Genomic DNA, 16,019 nt, shown 5'->3' on the forward strand with positions numbered 1-16,019 from the left:
CGCGGGATGGCTCTCGCGTATGGGATCTCACGTATCGCGTCTCATATATGACGTACGAAGTACGACGCGATGAAGGTAAGAGGAGCCGCATGTTTCGTCAATGCTTCTTACAAAGGAAGTTGAGGTTGCCTCAGAGACTCAGCACCTGACCTTCCCGCGCGGTGAGGGTGGGCCCGCCGAAGGTCGCGGCGGCGCGTACGGTCGCCTCCTCCGGGGTGAGCGTGGGCCCGACGTGCGTGACGACGAGTTGCCGCGCACCCGCCCGGCGGGCGGCGATTCCGGCGTCCTCGGGCGTCAGGTGGACCTGTTCGCCATCGCGATGCGCGTCGATGTCGGCCTCGCACAGGAACAGGTCGGCGTCGCGGGCGAGTTCGGTGAGGGCGGGGCAGGGTCCGCTGTCCCCGGAGTACGCGAGAACGCGCCCGCCGCTCTCCACCCGCAACCCGTAGGCCTCGACGTCGTGCACGACGGCCCGCGAGGTGAGCAGCAGGTCACCGTGGCGGGCGGAGTGGCCGTCGTGGAGCGGCCGGAAGTCGAAGACGCCGCTCAGGAAGGAGGTGTCCGCGCGCCCGAAGAACCCGGCGAGTCGCTGTGCGCAGTCGCCCGGCGCATAGACCGGAATGGGTACGTCCGGAGTGAGCCCGCCATAGGCCAGGCCGTAGACGGCGGCGAGCAGATCGGCGTTGTGATCGGCGTGCAGGTGGGAGATCCAGACCGCGGAGAGCTCTGCCGGATTCGTATGCCGCTGCAACTCCGCGAAGGTCCCGGTCCCGGCGTCCACCCACACCTCGGCTCCTGCTCCGCGCACCAGATAGCCGGAGCAGGGGCGGCCGGGGCCGGGGTGCGGGGAGGCGGTTCCGAGGACAGTGACGGCGAGGGTGCGCGTGCTGGACATGCGGGGAGCGTACGACCCGCTTCCGGCAGGGGCCCCGGAATCACGGCGTCCAGCCAGGGTCCCGTCCGCTCAGCCCGACCGTCCGGTCGAGCAGTGGCGCGTCGGCGGTGACCGGCACCACGGGGCCGAAGATGTCGCCCCGGTCGGGGTCGTCGACGGCGGCGAGGAGGAAGTCGTGCGACGCCTGCAACGCGGCGGGGTCGGGGGTGTACTCCTGGCCGGTCGCGCGGGCCAGGTCCCAGCCGTGGATCACCAGCTCGTCCACGGCCACGGCGACCGCCACCGGGCCCGGCAGGTCCACGCCGCCCGCGCGGGTCATGCCGGTCCGGGCGCCGGGGTCGCGCCACGCCTCGGCCAGTTCGTCGAGCACCTTGGGCAGCTCCTCGCGCCAGCCCGGCCCGATGTCCGGTACAGCGGCTCCGGGGCTGGTGTCGGTCGTGGCGCCGAGGTCCTTGCGGGCGGCGTCGCGGAAGGCGACGGTCAGTCCGAGCAGGTGCCCCAGCAGGTTGCGTACCGCCAGGTCCGGGCAGGGCGTGGACGCCGAGAGCTGGTCGTCGGTGACACCGTCGGCGAGGCGGGCGATGACGCGCGTCTGCGGTCCGAGGTCGGGGGTCGTGTCGGTCATGGGCCGGCTCCTCACAGGTCTGTTCCTGAAGGGTGGACCGACGGCGACGGCGAAACTCATCGGTGGCACGGGGGCGAGTGCCGATCCGGGGATCGCGTCCGCGCCTTCCCGCCCGCGAAGCCCCACGGCGCGATCACCGGGGCGCAGCCTTTCGGGAAGCCAAAACGGCCCGCCGGATAGTCCGACGAACCGTCACCGCACTTTCCGTACTCCCCGTCGGATGTCAGCCGACCGGCTCCGCCGCAATGGCGGCCGACGTCTCCGCGATCGTCGGCTCTTCGGACGCCACGCCCTCTACGCCGTCTTCCCGCTGCTTCTTCAACGCGAGTTCCTTGGCCGTCTTTTCCGAGAACAGCCTCATCTCGGCCTCGGTCCGGAGATCGAACACCATTGCCTCCTTCAAGCATTGTCGAGCCGCGGCTCCCTTGACCGCCGCGAGCGCCTCTTTGCCTGAACATTACCTTGAGACCCACTCCCGCGTCACGATCAAATTACGGTTGCACACAGGGAATTGGCGCACAGTTCACCTCGGACGCACGCCCCCGCACGCCCCGGGGTCGTCGCTGCGCACGACCGGCAGGCGCCATAGAACGCGCCGGCCGGTGAACGCGCGCTGCGGCCACGACTAGGGGGTGTTTCGAAAGTCCCGTGCGGTGCCCGCGGTGTCCGGTGCGTGCCCTGGGGGTCCCCCCGGCCGAAGGCTGGGGGAGTGCCGGACGAAGGGTACTGGACGTACTTGGGCCTTTGGCCGGTGCGGCGAGGGTGCGTGCCGGGCGCCGTGGGTGCTGTGCGGGACTTTCGAAACACCCCCTAGGGCACTTCCCTCATCCGGACACCCCCGCCTTAGACCCACGATGGCGTGGCATGACGACAACCGCCCCCTGGGCCCTCCCTCGCGTCCTGCGCGACCGCGACGCCGCCCTCTACCTCGCCGGAGTCGTGGTCTCCGGATTCGGCACCTCGGCGTTGTGGCTGGTGTCCGGCGTATGGGTCAAGGACCTCACCGGCTCCGACGGCCTGGCAGCGCTGTGCATGCTCGCCATGTGGGCGCCCACCCTGGCCGGCCCGCTCCTCGGCACGCTCGCCGACCGCACCCGCCGCAAACCCCTGCTGATCGGCGCGAACCTCCTTCTGGCCGGCCTCCTGCTCACCCTCTTCACCGTCGACTCCCCGGACCGTCTCTGGCTCCTCTTCGCGGTCCTGTTCGTCTACGGCGCCGCGGGCGTCGTCCACGACGCGGCCGAGTCCGCCCTCGTCGCCTCCGCCGTCCCCGCCCCGCTGCTCGGCGACTTCAACGGGCTGCGCATGACGGCATCGGAGGGCATGAAACTCCTCGCCCCGCTGGCCGGTGCCGGCGTCTACGCGGCGTACGGCGGCGCGAGCGTCGCCCTGCTCGACGCGGTGACGTTCGTGGTCGCGACCGGCCTGTACGCCTGCCTCCGCGTCCGCGAGAGCAGGCCCGAGCCGCCGAAGGGAGGGTGGCGGGCGCAGACCGCCGAGGGGGCCCGCTTCCTCTGGACGCACCCCCGGCTGCGCCCCCTCGTGCTGGCCGGCGGCACCACCATGCTCTGCGCCGGCCTCAACGGCGCGATGGTCTACGCCGTCATCGAGGGGCTCGGGCACGCCCCCGCGTACGCCGGTGTGCTGTACGCAGTCCAAGGCGCCGGGTCGGTGGCGATCGGGCTGCTCTCCGGCCCCGCGCTGCGCCGGCTCGGCGAGCGTCGTTTCGCCGCGTACGGCATCGCCCTGACGGCCCTCGCCGCGGGCCTGCGGGCGATCCCGTCCGACCCCGTGGCCCTGGCATGCAGCGCCGCGAACGGCGTGGGGCTGCCCTGTGTGCTGATCGCCGCGCTCACCGCCGTGCAGCGCGAGACGCCGGACGCCCTGCTCGGCCGTACCGCCGCCACGGCCAACACGCTCGTCTTCACACCGAACGTCATCGGGCTGGCGGCGGGAGCGGCGCTGGTCGAACTGCTCGACGTACGGCTGGTGTTGGTCGTCCTGGGCCTGGTGTGGCTGGCGACGGCCCTGCCGCTGCTTCAGAGCGCGGCGAGGCCCTCCCGTACCGACACCAAGTCACCGTCCGACGCCAACCCCGCGTGATAGAGCCGGATCTCCGTGGCGCCCAGCTCACGCGCGCGTGCCGTGTCCGACGCCAGCGTGCCCGGGCTGCCGCCCATCCCGGAGACCACTCCGAAGTTGGCGGCGATGACCGCGTCCCTACGGCCCTGCTCGGCGAAGGGTGCCAGCAGGCCGGGGCCACCCGCGCAGGGCACGACCACGCCGTCCGCGACGGAGAGGATGTGCTCGGGGTCGACGCCGGGGTTCGCGCCGACGTGGTACGTCACCGGGTCGGCGTGCAGCAGGATCTGGAAGCCGTCGGGGGCGGCCCGGCGTACCGCCCGCACCGCTGTCTCCTGGAGCGTACGGGCGGTTTCGTCGCGCCACGCGCGCGTGGCGGCCGCGTTCGACTCGCCGAGCAGTTTCTCGACCCCGGCCCAGCCCTCGTCGGCGACCGTGCCCTGCCACAGCGGTTCGAGGGCGGCGCGTACGGCGGCCGCCAGCTCGTCGGGGTCCAGGCCCTGGGCGCCGTAGCCCGCCCTGCACGTCGGGCAGAAGCAGAGCGCCATCAGGTACATCCCGGCGTCGCCGAGCGGCACTCCGCCGGTCTTGTCGTGCGCGTGCAGGTGCTGGAGGCCGTACCAGCCGAGGGACTCCAGCTCGGTGCCGCGCGCCCCCGGGCGTACGGCGGCCTCGGCGGCCAGGTCGACGAGGTACGCGCGCGTGGCGGGCTGTGCGATGCAGGGGGCCCAGGGGTAGCGGTCCCCGTAGGCGTTGACGACCGAGGTGTCGGGGTGCTCGGCGCCCAGGCGGGAGTTGTGCGCGAGGACCACCCAGGTGTGCACCTCCAGACCGGCGTCCGCGAGCGCGCCCGACGCCTCGCCGTACGCATCACCGGGCGCCCAGTCACCGGCCGGGTACGGGCGCAGCTCGCGGCCCTGCCACCGGTCGTCCGTCGGGTACAGCACGGCCGCGTGCTCGGCGGTGACGATGCGGTGGCGCGGGTGGCGGGGGGTGAGGGCGCGGGTGGAGTGGTAGGCGGCGGCAAGCGTCACCTGTCGCACGCCGAGCGCGGCGATCCTCCCGGGGGCTTCCGGGTCCCCGTTGACGTCCCAGGGGTAGACGAATGTCGACGCCTTCACTTGGTGTCCTCCGGCTCCTTCTCCAGCAGCGCGTATCCGCGCTCGATCACCTCGGCGAGCTGCTTCACATGATCCTCGCTCGGCTCGTGCAGCGGGGGCCGGACCTCCCCCACGGCCGGCCCGCGCAGCCGTACGCCGGCCTTGACGAGGGCGACGGCGTAGCCACGGCCCTGGGCACGCAGCTCGACGAACGGGCGGTAGAAGCCGTCCAGGAGGCGGTTCACCGTGGTGTCGTCGCCCGCCTCCAGTGCCCGGTAGAAGGCGAGGGCGATCTCGGGGGCGAAGCAGAACACGGCGGAGGAGTAGAGCGTGACGCCGATGGCCCGGTAGGCGAGCTGGGTCTGTTCGGCGGTCGGCAGGCCGTTGAAGTAGAGGAAGTCGCCGGGAACCTCGGTGCGTACGGCGCTGACGATCCGCTGCATGAGGTCCAGGTCGCCGAGGCCGTCCTTGAGGCCGATGACGCCGTCCGTGCGGGCGAGTTCGACGACGGTGGCCGGGGTGAACACGGCGTTGTCGCGCTGGTAGACGATGACGGGGAGCGCGGTCGCCGCGGCGACCTCCCGGTAGTGCCGCAGCAGCCCCTCCTGCCCGGCGACGACGAGATACGGCGGCATGGCGAGCAGCCCGTCCGCGCCGGCCGCCTCGGCGAGCCTCGCGTACCGCACGGCGAGGGCGGTGCCGTATCCGGCGCCCGCGACGACCGGCACGCGTCCGGCCGCCGCCTCGACGGCCGCCCGCACGCACGCCTCGTACTCCTCGGGGGTCAGCGCGTGGAACTCCCCGGTGCCGCAGCACGCGAACACGGCGGCGGCCCCGGCCTCGACGCCCCGGCGCACATGGGCGCGGTAGGTGTCGAGGTCGACCGAGCCGTCCGGGCCGTAGGCGGTGACGGGGAAGAACAGCGGCCCGCCGGGGATGCTGAGGCGTACGGCGAGGGGGGCAGGCGTCACGGTCTCTCCCTGGGGCGAATACGGAAACTGGCATGACGAGTGCAGGATGGTGATCAGAGTTTACGTTTATGAACGACGACTGCACCACCCTTGACTCGCACGGGTAGTGATCCTTAACTTGTCCACGAATGTGAATACCGTGCACGCACGCGGCCGATCACTCAAGGAGCCCCGAGGATGCCCGCACCCCGCACCGTTCTGCTCACCGGCGCCGCCGGCGGGCTCGGCACCCTGATGCGGGACCTGCTCCCGGCGTACGGCTACGAGCTGCGACTGCTCGACCTGCGCCCGATCGAGGGCGAGCCGGACGCGATCGTCGCCGACCTCGGCGACCGGGAGGCGCTGCGCGAGGCCGTGCGGGGCGTCGACGCGATCATCCATCTCGCGGGCATCTCCCTGGAAGCCCCGTTCGAGAAGATCCTCCGCGCCAACATCGAGGGCACCTACAACCTGTACGAGGCCGCCCACGAGGAGGGCGTCGGACGCATCGTCTTCGCCTCCTCCAACCACGCGGTGGGCTTCACGCCCCGCCCCCGGGGTGACGACCCCCTCATCCCCATCGACGCCCCGCGCCGCCCGGACACCTTCTACGGCCTGTCCAAGTGCTTCGGCGAGGACCTCGCGCAGCTCTACTGGGACAAGCACGGCCTGGAGACGGTGTCCGTCCGCATCGGCTCCTGCTTCCCCGAGCCGACCAGCGTGCGCATGCTCTCGGTGTGGATGAGCCCCGCCGACGGCGCCCGCCTCTTCCACGCGGCCCTCACCGCCGAGAACGTCGAGCACACCGTCGTCCACGGCTCCTCGGCGAACACGCGCCTGTGGTGGGACCTGACCACCGCCCGCTCCCTCGGCTACGACCCGCAGGACGACTCCGAGCCGTACGCCGAGAAGCTCATCGCCGAGCAGGGCGAGCTCGACCCGGAGAACATCGCGCACGCCTACCTGGGCGGCCACTTCGTGAGCGACCCGCCGATCTGGCCGTACTGACATCCGGCCGTACTGACCGAAAAAAGTCGTCGCACAAGGCGGGCGGGCACCGAACGGGCCCGCCCGCCGCCGTATTCGGGCGCCCGCTGCGCCCGATCTCACGCGCCCCACCACAACCACGCAGGTCCGAGACGGGCATGCCGCTCGGTGAACGGGCACATACGGGCAGCATCGGGCCTGCAACAGAGCTGGTCAGTGCCGGACACCCGCTGTAGAACTTCCCCCATGGGCCTCACCGGGCCCGAACGGGCAGCACAGCGGAAGGCAGGTGTCGGCATGAGCACGAGAACGGCGGAAGAACGCCAGCGCGAGATCGTGCTGACCGCCCGGCGCGACGGCTCGGTCGACGTCACCGCCCTCGCCACCGAGCTGGGCGTGGCCAAGGAGACCGTACGGCGGGATCTGCGCGTCCTGGAGGACCACGGCCTACTCCGCCGTACCCATGGCGGCGCCTACCCCGTGGAGAGCGCCGGCTTCGAGACGACGCTCGCCTTCCGCGCCACCAGCCACGTCCCCGAGAAGCGCCGGATCGCGGCCGCCGCGGCCGAGCTGCTCGGGGACGCCGAGACCGTCTTCGTCGACGAGGGCTTCACCCCGCAGCTCATCGCCGAGTCCCTGCCCACCGACCGGCCGCTGACCGTGGTCACCGCTTCCCTGCCGGTCGCCGGCGCCCTCGCCGAGTCCGAGCACGTCTCCGTGCTGCTGCTCGGCGGCCGGGTGCGGCGCGGCACCCTCGCCACCGTGGACCACTGGACGACGAAGATGCTGGCCGGCTTCGTCATCGACCTGGCCTTCATCGGCGCCAACGGCATCTCCCGGGAACACGGCCTGACCACCCCCGACCCGGCCGTCAGCGAGGTCAAGACACAGGCGATCCGGGCCGCGCGCCGCACGGTGTTCGCCGGCGTGCACACCAAGTTCGGAGCGGTCAGCTTCTGCCGGTTCGCCGACATCGGTGCGCTGGAGACGATCGTGACGAGCACCCTGCTTCCGGCCGCCGAGGCGCATCGGTACTCGCTGCTGGGCCCCCAGGTCATCCGCGTCTGACAACGTCCGAAAAACAAACCCACTCCCCCTGGGGGCACCCGCACACCCCCACATGCCCCTTATCTCCCCATACGCCCCATCTCCCATACGTCCAGGAGCGATCCATGCGAACCCAGAGCCGACGACGGCCGCCGCGAGCCACGCTCGCCATGGCCGCCGCAGGGACGCTGCTCGCCCCGCTGCTCTCCGGCTGCTGGGTCGGAGCCGGCGGGGCGGGGTCGGGCGGCAACTCGATCAACGTCCTGATGGTCAACAACCCCCAGATGACCGAGTTGCAGAAACTCGCCCCCCGCTTCACCGAAGAGACCGGCATCAAGGTCAACTTCACCGTCCTGCCCGAGAACGACGTCCGCGACAAGATCAGCCAGGACTTCGCCAACCAGGCCGGCCAGTACGACGTCGCCACCCTCTCCAACTACGAGATACCGATCTACGCCCGCAACGGCTGGCTGCACGAGATGAACTCGTACGTCGCCAAGGACCCCGCGTACGACGAGCAGGACGTCCTCAAGCCGATGCGCCAGTCCCTCACCGGCGACGACGGCAAGCTCTACGGCCAGCCCTTCTACGGCGAGTCGTCCTTCCTGATGTACCGCAAGGACGTGTTCGAGGAGAAGGGGCTCACCATGCCCGCGCACCCCACCTGGCAGCAGGTGGCGGACCTCGCGGCGAAGGCGGACGGCGCCGAGCCCGGCATGAAGGGCATCTGCCTGCGCGGACTGCCCGGCTGGGGCGAGGTGATGGCCCCGCTCACCACCGTCGTGAACACCTACGGCGGCACCTGGTTCGACAAGGACTGGAAGGCCCGGCTCGACTCCCCCGAGTGGGAGAAGGCGACGAAGTTCTATGTCGACCTGGTGCGCGAGCACGGTGAGTCGGGAGCCGCCCAGTCAGGTTTCGCCGAGTGCCTGAACAACATGACCCAGGGCAAGGTCGCCATGTGGTATGACGCCACCTCCGCGGCCGGATCCCTGGAGTCGGCGAACTCCCCCGTCAAGGGCAGGATCGGCTACGCACCGGCCCCCGTCGAGAAGACGGAGTCCTCCGGCTGGCTCTACACCTGGGCCTGGGGCATCCAGCAGGCGTCCCGGAACCCCGACAACGCCTGGAAGTTCGTGTCCTGGGCGTCGAGCAAGCAGTACGAGCAGCTGGTCGGCGACGAGATCGGCTGGTCCGACGTCCCGGCCGGCAAGCGTGCCTCCACCTACGCCAACCCGGCGTACCGCGAGGAGGCGGCCGCCTTCCAGGAGATGACGAAGGAGGCCATCGAGGGCGCCCGCCCGAACGACCCCGGCGTCCAGCCGCGCCCCGCGCCCGGCATCCAGTTCGTCGGCATCCCCGAGTTCACCGACCTCGGCACCAAGGTCTCCCAGGAGATCAGCGCGGCCATCGCCGGACGCCAGTCCGTCGACTCGGCCCTGAAGAAGTCCCAGCAGCTGGCCGAGAAGATCTCCGAGGAGTACGAGGGGCGATGACAGCGACGACCACGGCCCCCGTGGCCACGACACCCATGCGTACGACGCGCCGGCCCTCCGCCCGGCTGCGCGCCTGGGCGACCCGGGCACCCTTGCTCCCCGCCCTCATCTTCATGATCGTGGTGACCCAGCTGCCGTTCGTGGCCACGCTGGTGATCTCGTTCTTCGACTGGAACTCCCTCTACCCCGACGCCCGCCACTTCACCGGCGTCGACAACTACCAGGAAGTCCTCACCGACGCGGATCTGCGCCACTCGGTGTGGACGACCGTGCTCCTGACGGTCGCGGTGGTCCTGGCCAGCCTGGTCCTCGGCCTGATCCTGGCGCTGCTCCTGGACCGGAAGTTCAAGGGCCGCGGGGTGGTCCGCACCCTGCTGATCGCCCCGTTCCTGGTGGTGCCCGTAGCCGCGGCCCTCCTCTGGAAGCATGTGCTCTACAACCCCGAATACGGCCTGTTCAATGGGTTGTTGCACTATGTGGGCGGCCCACAGCCCGACTGGATCTCCAACACCCCGCTGCTCGCGGTCGAGGCCGCTCTGGTCTGGCAGTGGACCCCGTTCATGATGCTGATCCTGCTGGCCGGCCTCCAGAGCCGCGACCACGAGCAGATCGAGGCGGCGCGGGTCGACGGCGCCAGTGACTGGCAGATCTTCCGCCACCTGACGCTCCCGCACCTGCGCCGCTACCTCGAACTCGGCGCCCTGCTGGGCTCGATCTACATCGTCCAGAACTTCGACGCGGTCTTCACGATCACGTCCGGCGGCCTGGGCACCGCCAACCTCCCCTACACCGTCTACCAGAGCTTCTACCAGGCCCACGAGAACGGCCTCGCCTCGGCCGCGGGCGTCCTGGTGGTCATCGGCTCGATCATCATCGCGACCTTCGCGCTGCGCGTGGTGTCGTCCCTGTTCCGCGAGGAGGTGTCGCGCGCATGAGTGCAGTGGCCGTACGACTTCGCAGCCGCCGCAAGGGAGCTGGCCTCGGCCTGGTGGCCTGGCTGCTCGGGATCGTCTTCTTCCTGCCGATCGCGTGGATGGCTTTGACGTCCTTCCACTCCGAGGAGGACGCGGCGACCAACCCGCCGTCCTTCGCCGCGTCGCTGACGCTGGACGGCTACCGCGAGTTCTTCGGCGCGGGCGGCGGGGCCAGCCCCTGGCCGGCGCTGATCAATTCAACGGTGGCGTCGGTGGCGTCGACGCTCTTCGTCCTGGTCCTCGCCCTCCCGGCGGCCTACGCCCTGTCGATCCGCCCGGTGAAGAAGTGGACGGACGTCCTGTTCTTCTTCCTCTCCACGAAGATGCTGCCGGCTGTGGCGGGCCTGTTGCCGCTCTACCTGTTCGCGAAGAACACGGACATGCTCGACAACATCTGGCTCCTGGTCATCCTCTACACCTCCATGAACCTGCCGATCGCGGTGTGGATGATGCACTCCTTCCTGGCCGAGATCCCGGTGGCGATCATCGAGGCGGCGAGGGTGGACGGCGCGAAGCTCCCGACGATCCTCACACGCGTGGTAGCCCCCATCGCGTTGCCCGGCATCGCCGCGACAGCCCTGATCTGCTTCATCTTCAGCTGGAACGAGTTGTTGTTCGCCCGCGTACTGACCGGCGTGGTGGCGGAGACCGCCCCCGTCTTCCTGACCGGCTTCATCACCAGCCAGGGCCTGTTCCTGGCGAAGGTGTGCGCCGCGTCGCTCGTCATCTCCCTGCCGGTGCTCGCCGCGGGGTTCGCCGCCCAGGACAAACTGGTCCAGGGCCTGTCGTTGGGAGCCGTGAAATGAAGGCCGCTGTCATCGAGTCCGTGGGCAAGGCCGTCGTCGCCGAGGTCCCCGACCCGACACCCGGCCCGCGGGAGGTGGTGGTCGATGTGGCGGCCTGTGGCCTGTGCGGCACGGACCTGCACATCCTCCAGGGCGAGTTCGCGCCCAGGCTGCCGATCGTGCCCGGGCACGAGTTCGCGGGCGAGGTGGTCGGGATCGGCACCCAGGTCACGGAGCTGTCGGTGGGCGACCGGGTCGCGGTCGACCCGTCGCTGTACTGCTACGAGTGCCGCTACTGCCGCACGGGCCACAACAACCTCTGCGAACGCTGGGCGGCGATCGGCGTGACGACCGCGGGTGGCGCCGCGCAGTACGCGGTGGCCCCGGTCGCGAACTGCGTACGGCTCCCCGAGCACGTCCGCACCCAGGACGCGGCACTGGTCGAGCCGCTGTCCTGCGCGGTACGCGGCTACGACGTCCTCCAGTCCCGCCTCGGCGCCCACGTCCTGATCTACGGCTCCGGCACGATGGGCCTGATGATGCTGGAACTGGCCAAGCGGACGGGGGCCGCGAGCGTGGACGTCGTGGACGTGAACCCCGCCCGCCTGGAGACGGCACGCAGCCTCGGCGTCTCGGCCTCGGCCGCGAACCCGGACGAACTGGACCGCCCCCAGGGCTGGGACCTGGTCGTCGACGCCACGGGCAACGCGGCGGCCATCCAGGACGGCCTGGACCGGGTGGCCAAGGCGGGCACGTTCCTCCAGTTCGGGGTGGCGGACTACTCGACCCGGGTGACCATCGACCCCTACCGCATCTACAACCAGGAGATCACCATCACGGGTTCGATGGCGGTCCTGCACAGCTTCGAGCGCGCGGCGGAACTGTTCGCGAACGGGGTCCTCGACCCGGAGATCTTCATCAGCGACCGGATCCCGCTGGAGCGGTATCCGGAGGCGCTGGAGCAGTTCGCGTCGGGGGTGGGCAGGAAGATCGTGGTGGTTCCATAGGCTTCCAAATTCCGTCGGGGCAGCCCTGTTTGCTCTGCCTTTCAGCAGCACCCGTAGAAAGACCCTCTGCGCTGCCCCAATTGAGGAGCTGCACAGGGGGAACGGGCGCCTGGCGCCCAGGCTGATCGCCTGTTCGGCCCTTCCGGGTAGCGAGCCGGCGCGGGGTGACAAAAGTATGGAGACGCATGAGGCGATGTCAGTGGCACGGGCTGTCCGTTGCACCCACAAGACAAAGGAACGCTATAGCGCATGGAGGTCGTCGAAGAAACCCGTCTCGCCCTTGTCCTCAATGGTGGCGTGAGCCTCGCCGTGTGGATGGGGGGTGTCACACATGAACTGGACCTACTGCGGCGGGCGTCGCGCAGCTTGCACTCCGGAGTTCAAGAACGTGTGAAGGCGGAAGATCAGGCCAGCTTCGAGTTGTGGCAGCGGGTGATCCGTGATGCCCATACGCGGGTCGTGGTGGATGTCGTCGCCGGCACGTCCGCTGGCGGCTTGAACGGCTCGTTCCTCGCCGCCGCCATCGGTAGAGGAACGGATCTGCCCGATCTGCGCACCACCTGGCAGAAAGCGGCAGCACTCACGGGCGACCGTTTGCTGAAGGATCCTCCCTACAACAGTCTCCTTGACGGGCAATACTTCGAGGACGAGGTCGGCAGGATCCTCGGCGCCATGTGTGGCAGCGAGCGTGAGGCCGAACCGGTGACGCTCTTCGTGACAGCGACCGCGCTGGACGGCTTGCCTGAGTATCTGCAGGACAGCTTCGGTGGTCGATTTCAGGTTGCCGACCACCGTCGGGTCTACAGGTTTCAGCATGACCCGCACGCGGTGGCCTTTCGTAAGACCGGTGTCGATCGCGATCCGTGGAAGCCTCAGGCCGCCGGCCGCAAAGACTTCCTCGATGAGACGGTGCTGGGCCGGCTGCGCTTGGCTGCCCGCGCCTCCGCAGGCTTTCCCGTGGCCTTCGCGCCCGTGGACGAATCGCCACTGCTCCTCCAGCGCATCCGGCCCGCCCCAGAGATCCCCAGCAGGGGCCGGGACCGTGCTAGCTGGATCGTCGATGGCGGCGTACTGAACAACGCCCCCTTCGGCCCCGTACTGGACGCGATCAGTGATCGGAAGGTGGACGGTCCTGTCCGACGGGTCTTGGCCTACATCGTGCCCTCCAGTGGAGTCACCGACTCCCACGAGCAGAACAGGCCGCCATGTAAGGCAACGGAGTGGCCATCGGTACTCGGTACGGCCGTCACCTATCCACGGGAGGCGGACTTCCGTGCCGGGACCGCAGAGCTGCAAGAGCGAATGAACCGGGAGTCGTTCGACCGTCACCTGGAACTTTTTCGCTGCCAGATCGCCGATGTGGAGAGGGAGGGGGGTAGCCGGGTTCGGCACGGCTTGCGCCGATCGCTCCGCAGGCCAGCGGCTTTGCGTCGCGATGTCGAGGCGGGTACCGAAGGGCAAGGATGCGACTTGGTCAGTCTGGCCTCCTCGCTCTTCGATCACTACCGCAAAAGCCGGATCAGGGGGGCGCTCTGGAAAGTGCGGCAGGTGCGCGAGGAAGGACGCGGCGTACGATCCTTGGCGCGCATCAGGCACGAGGACGTCGATGCGCTCTTGAAGAGTCGCCCGAAGCTCCTATGGGTGCCCGAAAAGCGCGATGCCCTGCACTCCACCCCAGACGAAGAGTGGACATGGGGCGGCAGTGTCGCCGAACGCCTGATCTGGACCTTGGTCGGTGACATCGAGGAGCGACTCAGGGACAGCCTCACCGAACCACATGAGCAGGCCGGATCGCCCAGCCCGGAACAGGCGGCACTGACCCACAGTCTGGGCGAGCTGAGTTCGTGCGTCAGGATCGTCCGTACCGTCCAGGAGACCATCTTCAGTCAGATCCGGAATGCGTCCCAGTCCGGCGGCGACCCGGCTTACCGCCTTGACCCGGAACAAGGTCCCACAGAAATGTTGAACGCCGTCTACAGGAGACTCGGAGTTGCCGAGGTTCTGCGTGAACAGGTACGGCAAGCAATTGAGGAGTACAACAAGGCAGTCTATGGCGTCAACCCGACGGACCCGCACGCGCAGAAAACGAACGAAAGACTGGCTAAGCAGACACTTACCTTCTGCCTCGCAGCAGAAGTTGTCGCAGGTGCGGGAGCCTCTCCGGAAGAACTGGCAGAGCACACTCCACTATTCGAGTTCCTCCGTCTGGGACCGGACGAGTACAGCCCGCTCTTCCCTCATGACAAATTTGCCCCCCTCGGCGACCGCAAACTCTACGGTATCCGTCTCGGCCACTTCGGCGCATTCGTAAAACCCGAGTGGCGAGCCTCCGACTTCACGTGGGGACGACTGGATGCCTCACACCATCTACTGCGCCTTTTCATTCCCGATCACCAGGAGCGGAAGCACACCGAAACAGAGATGCACGAAGCGATCCTCCTCAGCGAGAAGATAAGCAAAGAGGAGATGGCCAAGAATCTCAAGGAATTGGCGGAGCCAGACGAATCCAGGCTGTTCAAGCACCACCTCGACAGCCCTGACGGACGGTACACCTTCGGCAGGCTGGTTGAAGGAGCCCTGAGCATGCTCACGGGCAAGGGATCCCCCACGCGAAGTGCCTACGCTGAGGCCGGGAAGGCCATGTTCTGGCGGAGTTTTGGCCGCCGGATGAAATTCCGAAGACCCAGGCGGAGGTCATCACTGAACCAAGTGATCGGAGTGTCACGGCTGATCTTTTCTCCGGCACGCTGGTGGTGGTGGCGGCGCGTCAGGAAGAATCCGAAGAGGGCCATGACCGCCACTTTGCAGTCTGTGCTCCTGGTCGTGGCCGCGTTCATCCTCATCCCGTTCGGCATTGCCGAGGTGGTCAGATACTTCACGGATACCGACTGGAGCTGGGAGCGCCTACTACTCTTGGCCCCCACCATTCTGGCCGGCGTGCTCGTTTTTGAATACGCGCTCACCGCTCTCTATTACCTCATCAGGTTCCGCGTCCGACGACGACGCGCGGACCTGAGCACCCCTGCATAAATGCCGTGTGCACGCTCGATCTACTCAATGGCGATCAGCAATTCGACGGCAATCTGACAGCAACGACTGCGCACAAGGTCCAGTAGTCACCTTCATCGGCGATGAATAAGGGTGAGAGCGAAACCTTCGCCTGACGAGCTGCCCAAGCCACCGAAGGGAACGGTCTCGAAAACCGTTGGGCCCGCCGCCCCGCCTCCGCCTACGATCCCGCGCATGCCCCGACCTCACGGATTCAGTTACCAGGAGCACGCGAGCGGCACCGTCCGCATCTCTCACCACGGCCGTCCCGCCACCACCCTGCACGGCCCCCGAGCCACCCAGTTCCTCGCCGAGGTCGAGTCGTCCGACCCTCAACTGGTCATGGCCCGCTGGACCGGCAACTACAAGCACGGCAACGAGCGCGCGGCCCGCAATCACCCCCGCAACCGCCGCTGACCCGAACGGTCCCGGGTAAGGGAACGGTAAAACGCCCCCGCTCGTTCACCCGGCATGACAGCTATGACCCCCGGCTCGAACATCCCTCTCTCCGCTGCGCGCGTGACGGTGGACGTCGCCGCCCCCGTGCGGCTCGACGTATCGGGCCTGCTGCTCACCGCCGACGGCAAGGTGCGCTCCGACGACGACTTCATCTTCTACAACCAACCCCAGGGCCCCGGCGTGACGTACCGCTCCGGCGGCGGCACCAGCCCCGACGCGATCATGGTCGATACGTCCGCCGTTCCCCCCGGCATCGAGAAGATCGTCGTCACCGCCAGCCCGGATGCCGCCGGACAGACCTTCCAGGGCATCGAACCGACGGCCACCATTCGCAACGCCGACGACAACAGCGTCCTGGCCACGTTCACGCCCCCGCAGCTCGGCACCGAGACGGCACTGGTGATCGTCGAGGTCTACCTGCGCAACGGCGCCTGGAAGGCCCGCGCGGTCGGCCAGGGCTACGCCAACGGTCTGGCCGGCATCGCCACCGACTTCGGCGTCACGGTCGAGGAACCGGCCCCCGCCCCGGCCGCCCCCGTGGCCCCGCCGCAGCCCACCATGCAG

Annotated in this window: 15 protein-coding genes; 10 read left to right on the forward strand and 5 right to left on the reverse strand. The window is 69.0% G+C overall.

The genetic code is table 11. The annotated features are described in order from the left end of the window. Window positions 1-130: 130 nt before the first annotated feature. From ADK36_RS18520 to ADK36_RS48895, 3 genes are all read right to left on the reverse strand, one after another. Window positions 131-895 carry an MBL fold metallo-hydrolase gene (locus ADK36_RS18520; RefSeq protein WP_048583668.1) on the reverse strand — a complete coding sequence of 255 codons (765 nt, stop codon included), beginning with the start codon at window positions 893-895 and terminating at the stop codon, window positions 131-133. A 40-nt stretch (window positions 896-935) separates the two neighbouring features. Further along, entirely contained in the window at window positions 936-1,520 is a 585-nt protein-coding gene (locus ADK36_RS18525) for a TIGR03086 family metal-binding protein (RefSeq protein ID WP_048583669.1), read from the reverse strand. Between the two features lie 223 nt (window positions 1,521-1,743). Beyond that, a complete protein-coding gene (locus ADK36_RS48895) occupies window positions 1,744-1,911 on the reverse strand; it encodes a hypothetical protein (protein WP_159029220.1) in 168 nt (55 codons plus the stop codon). Between the two features lie 473 nt (window positions 1,912-2,384). On the opposite strand from ADK36_RS48895, the gene ADK36_RS18530 reads away from it, so the two are divergent. Further along, the gene (locus tag ADK36_RS18530) at window positions 2,385-3,623 is read left to right on the forward strand and encodes an MFS transporter (RefSeq protein WP_053198306.1); all 1,239 of its coding nucleotides are present in this window, start codon (window positions 2,385-2,387) and stop codon (window positions 3,621-3,623) included. On the opposite strand, the gene ADK36_RS18535 is transcribed toward ADK36_RS18530, so the two are convergent. After that, window positions 3,560-4,723: a hypothetical protein gene (locus ADK36_RS18535; protein ID WP_053198308.1), complete on the reverse strand. Its 1,164-nt coding sequence runs from the start codon at window positions 4,721-4,723 to the stop codon at window positions 3,560-3,562. The two genes, ADK36_RS18530 and ADK36_RS18535, sit on opposite strands and share 64 nt — an antisense overlap. Further along, window positions 4,720-5,673 carry a 5-dehydro-4-deoxyglucarate dehydratase gene (locus ADK36_RS18540; RefSeq protein WP_048583672.1) on the reverse strand — a complete coding sequence of 318 codons (954 nt, stop codon included), beginning with the start codon at window positions 5,671-5,673 and terminating at the stop codon, window positions 4,720-4,722. The genes ADK36_RS18535 and ADK36_RS18540 overlap by 4 nt, the downstream gene beginning before the upstream one ends. 177 nt (window positions 5,674-5,850) lie before the next feature. Between ADK36_RS18540 and ADK36_RS18545 the strand changes: the two genes are divergently transcribed. The 9 genes from ADK36_RS18545 to ADK36_RS18585 form a co-directional block, all read left to right on the forward strand. Further along, window positions 5,851-6,660 (forward strand): NAD-dependent epimerase/dehydratase family protein, encoded by an 810-nt coding sequence (locus ADK36_RS18545; RefSeq protein ID WP_048583673.1) that lies wholly within the window; start codon window positions 5,851-5,853, stop codon window positions 6,658-6,660. 276 nt (window positions 6,661-6,936) lie between these two features. Beyond that, window positions 6,937-7,707 carry a DeoR/GlpR family DNA-binding transcription regulator gene (locus tag ADK36_RS18550; protein ID WP_048583674.1) on the forward strand — a complete coding sequence of 257 codons (771 nt, stop codon included), beginning with the start codon at window positions 6,937-6,939 and terminating at the stop codon, window positions 7,705-7,707. Between the two features lie 104 nt (window positions 7,708-7,811). Continuing rightward, entirely contained in the window at window positions 7,812-9,182 is a 1,371-nt protein-coding gene (locus ADK36_RS18555) for an ABC transporter substrate-binding protein (RefSeq protein ID WP_053198310.1), read from the forward strand. Next, window positions 9,179-10,117 carry a carbohydrate ABC transporter permease gene (locus ADK36_RS18560; RefSeq protein WP_048583676.1) on the forward strand — a complete coding sequence of 313 codons (939 nt, stop codon included), beginning with the start codon at window positions 9,179-9,181 and terminating at the stop codon, window positions 10,115-10,117. Before ADK36_RS18555 ends, ADK36_RS18560 begins: the two co-directional genes overlap by 4 nt. Continuing rightward, the gene (locus ADK36_RS18565; RefSeq protein WP_048583677.1) at window positions 10,114-10,962 is read left to right on the forward strand and encodes a carbohydrate ABC transporter permease; all 849 of its coding nucleotides are present in this window, start codon (window positions 10,114-10,116) and stop codon (window positions 10,960-10,962) included. Before ADK36_RS18560 ends, ADK36_RS18565 begins: the two co-directional genes overlap by 4 nt. Further along, window positions 10,959-11,948 carry a zinc-dependent alcohol dehydrogenase family protein gene (locus ADK36_RS18570; RefSeq protein ID WP_053198312.1) on the forward strand — a complete coding sequence of 330 codons (990 nt, stop codon included), beginning with the start codon at window positions 10,959-10,961 and terminating at the stop codon, window positions 11,946-11,948. The genes ADK36_RS18565 and ADK36_RS18570 overlap by 4 nt, the downstream gene beginning before the upstream one ends. 249 nt (window positions 11,949-12,197) lie before the next feature. Further along, window positions 12,198-14,978 (forward strand): patatin-like protein, encoded by a 2,781-nt coding sequence (locus ADK36_RS18575; protein ID WP_053198314.1) that lies wholly within the window; start codon window positions 12,198-12,200, stop codon window positions 14,976-14,978. 213 nt (window positions 14,979-15,191) lie between these two features. Continuing rightward, the gene (locus ADK36_RS18580) at window positions 15,192-15,413 is read left to right on the forward strand and encodes a hypothetical protein (RefSeq protein ID WP_048583680.1); all 222 of its coding nucleotides are present in this window, start codon (window positions 15,192-15,194) and stop codon (window positions 15,411-15,413) included. A gap of 63 nt (window positions 15,414-15,476) precedes the next feature. Then, a partial coding sequence (locus ADK36_RS18585) for a TerD family protein (protein WP_199830207.1) occupies window positions 15,477-16,019 on the forward strand: 543 nt, incomplete at its 3' end.

It is taken from the genome of Streptomyces viridochromogenes (genome assembly GCF_001270495.1).
GTDB lineage: Bacteria > Actinomycetota > Actinomycetes > Streptomycetales > Streptomycetaceae > Streptomyces > Streptomyces viridochromogenes_A.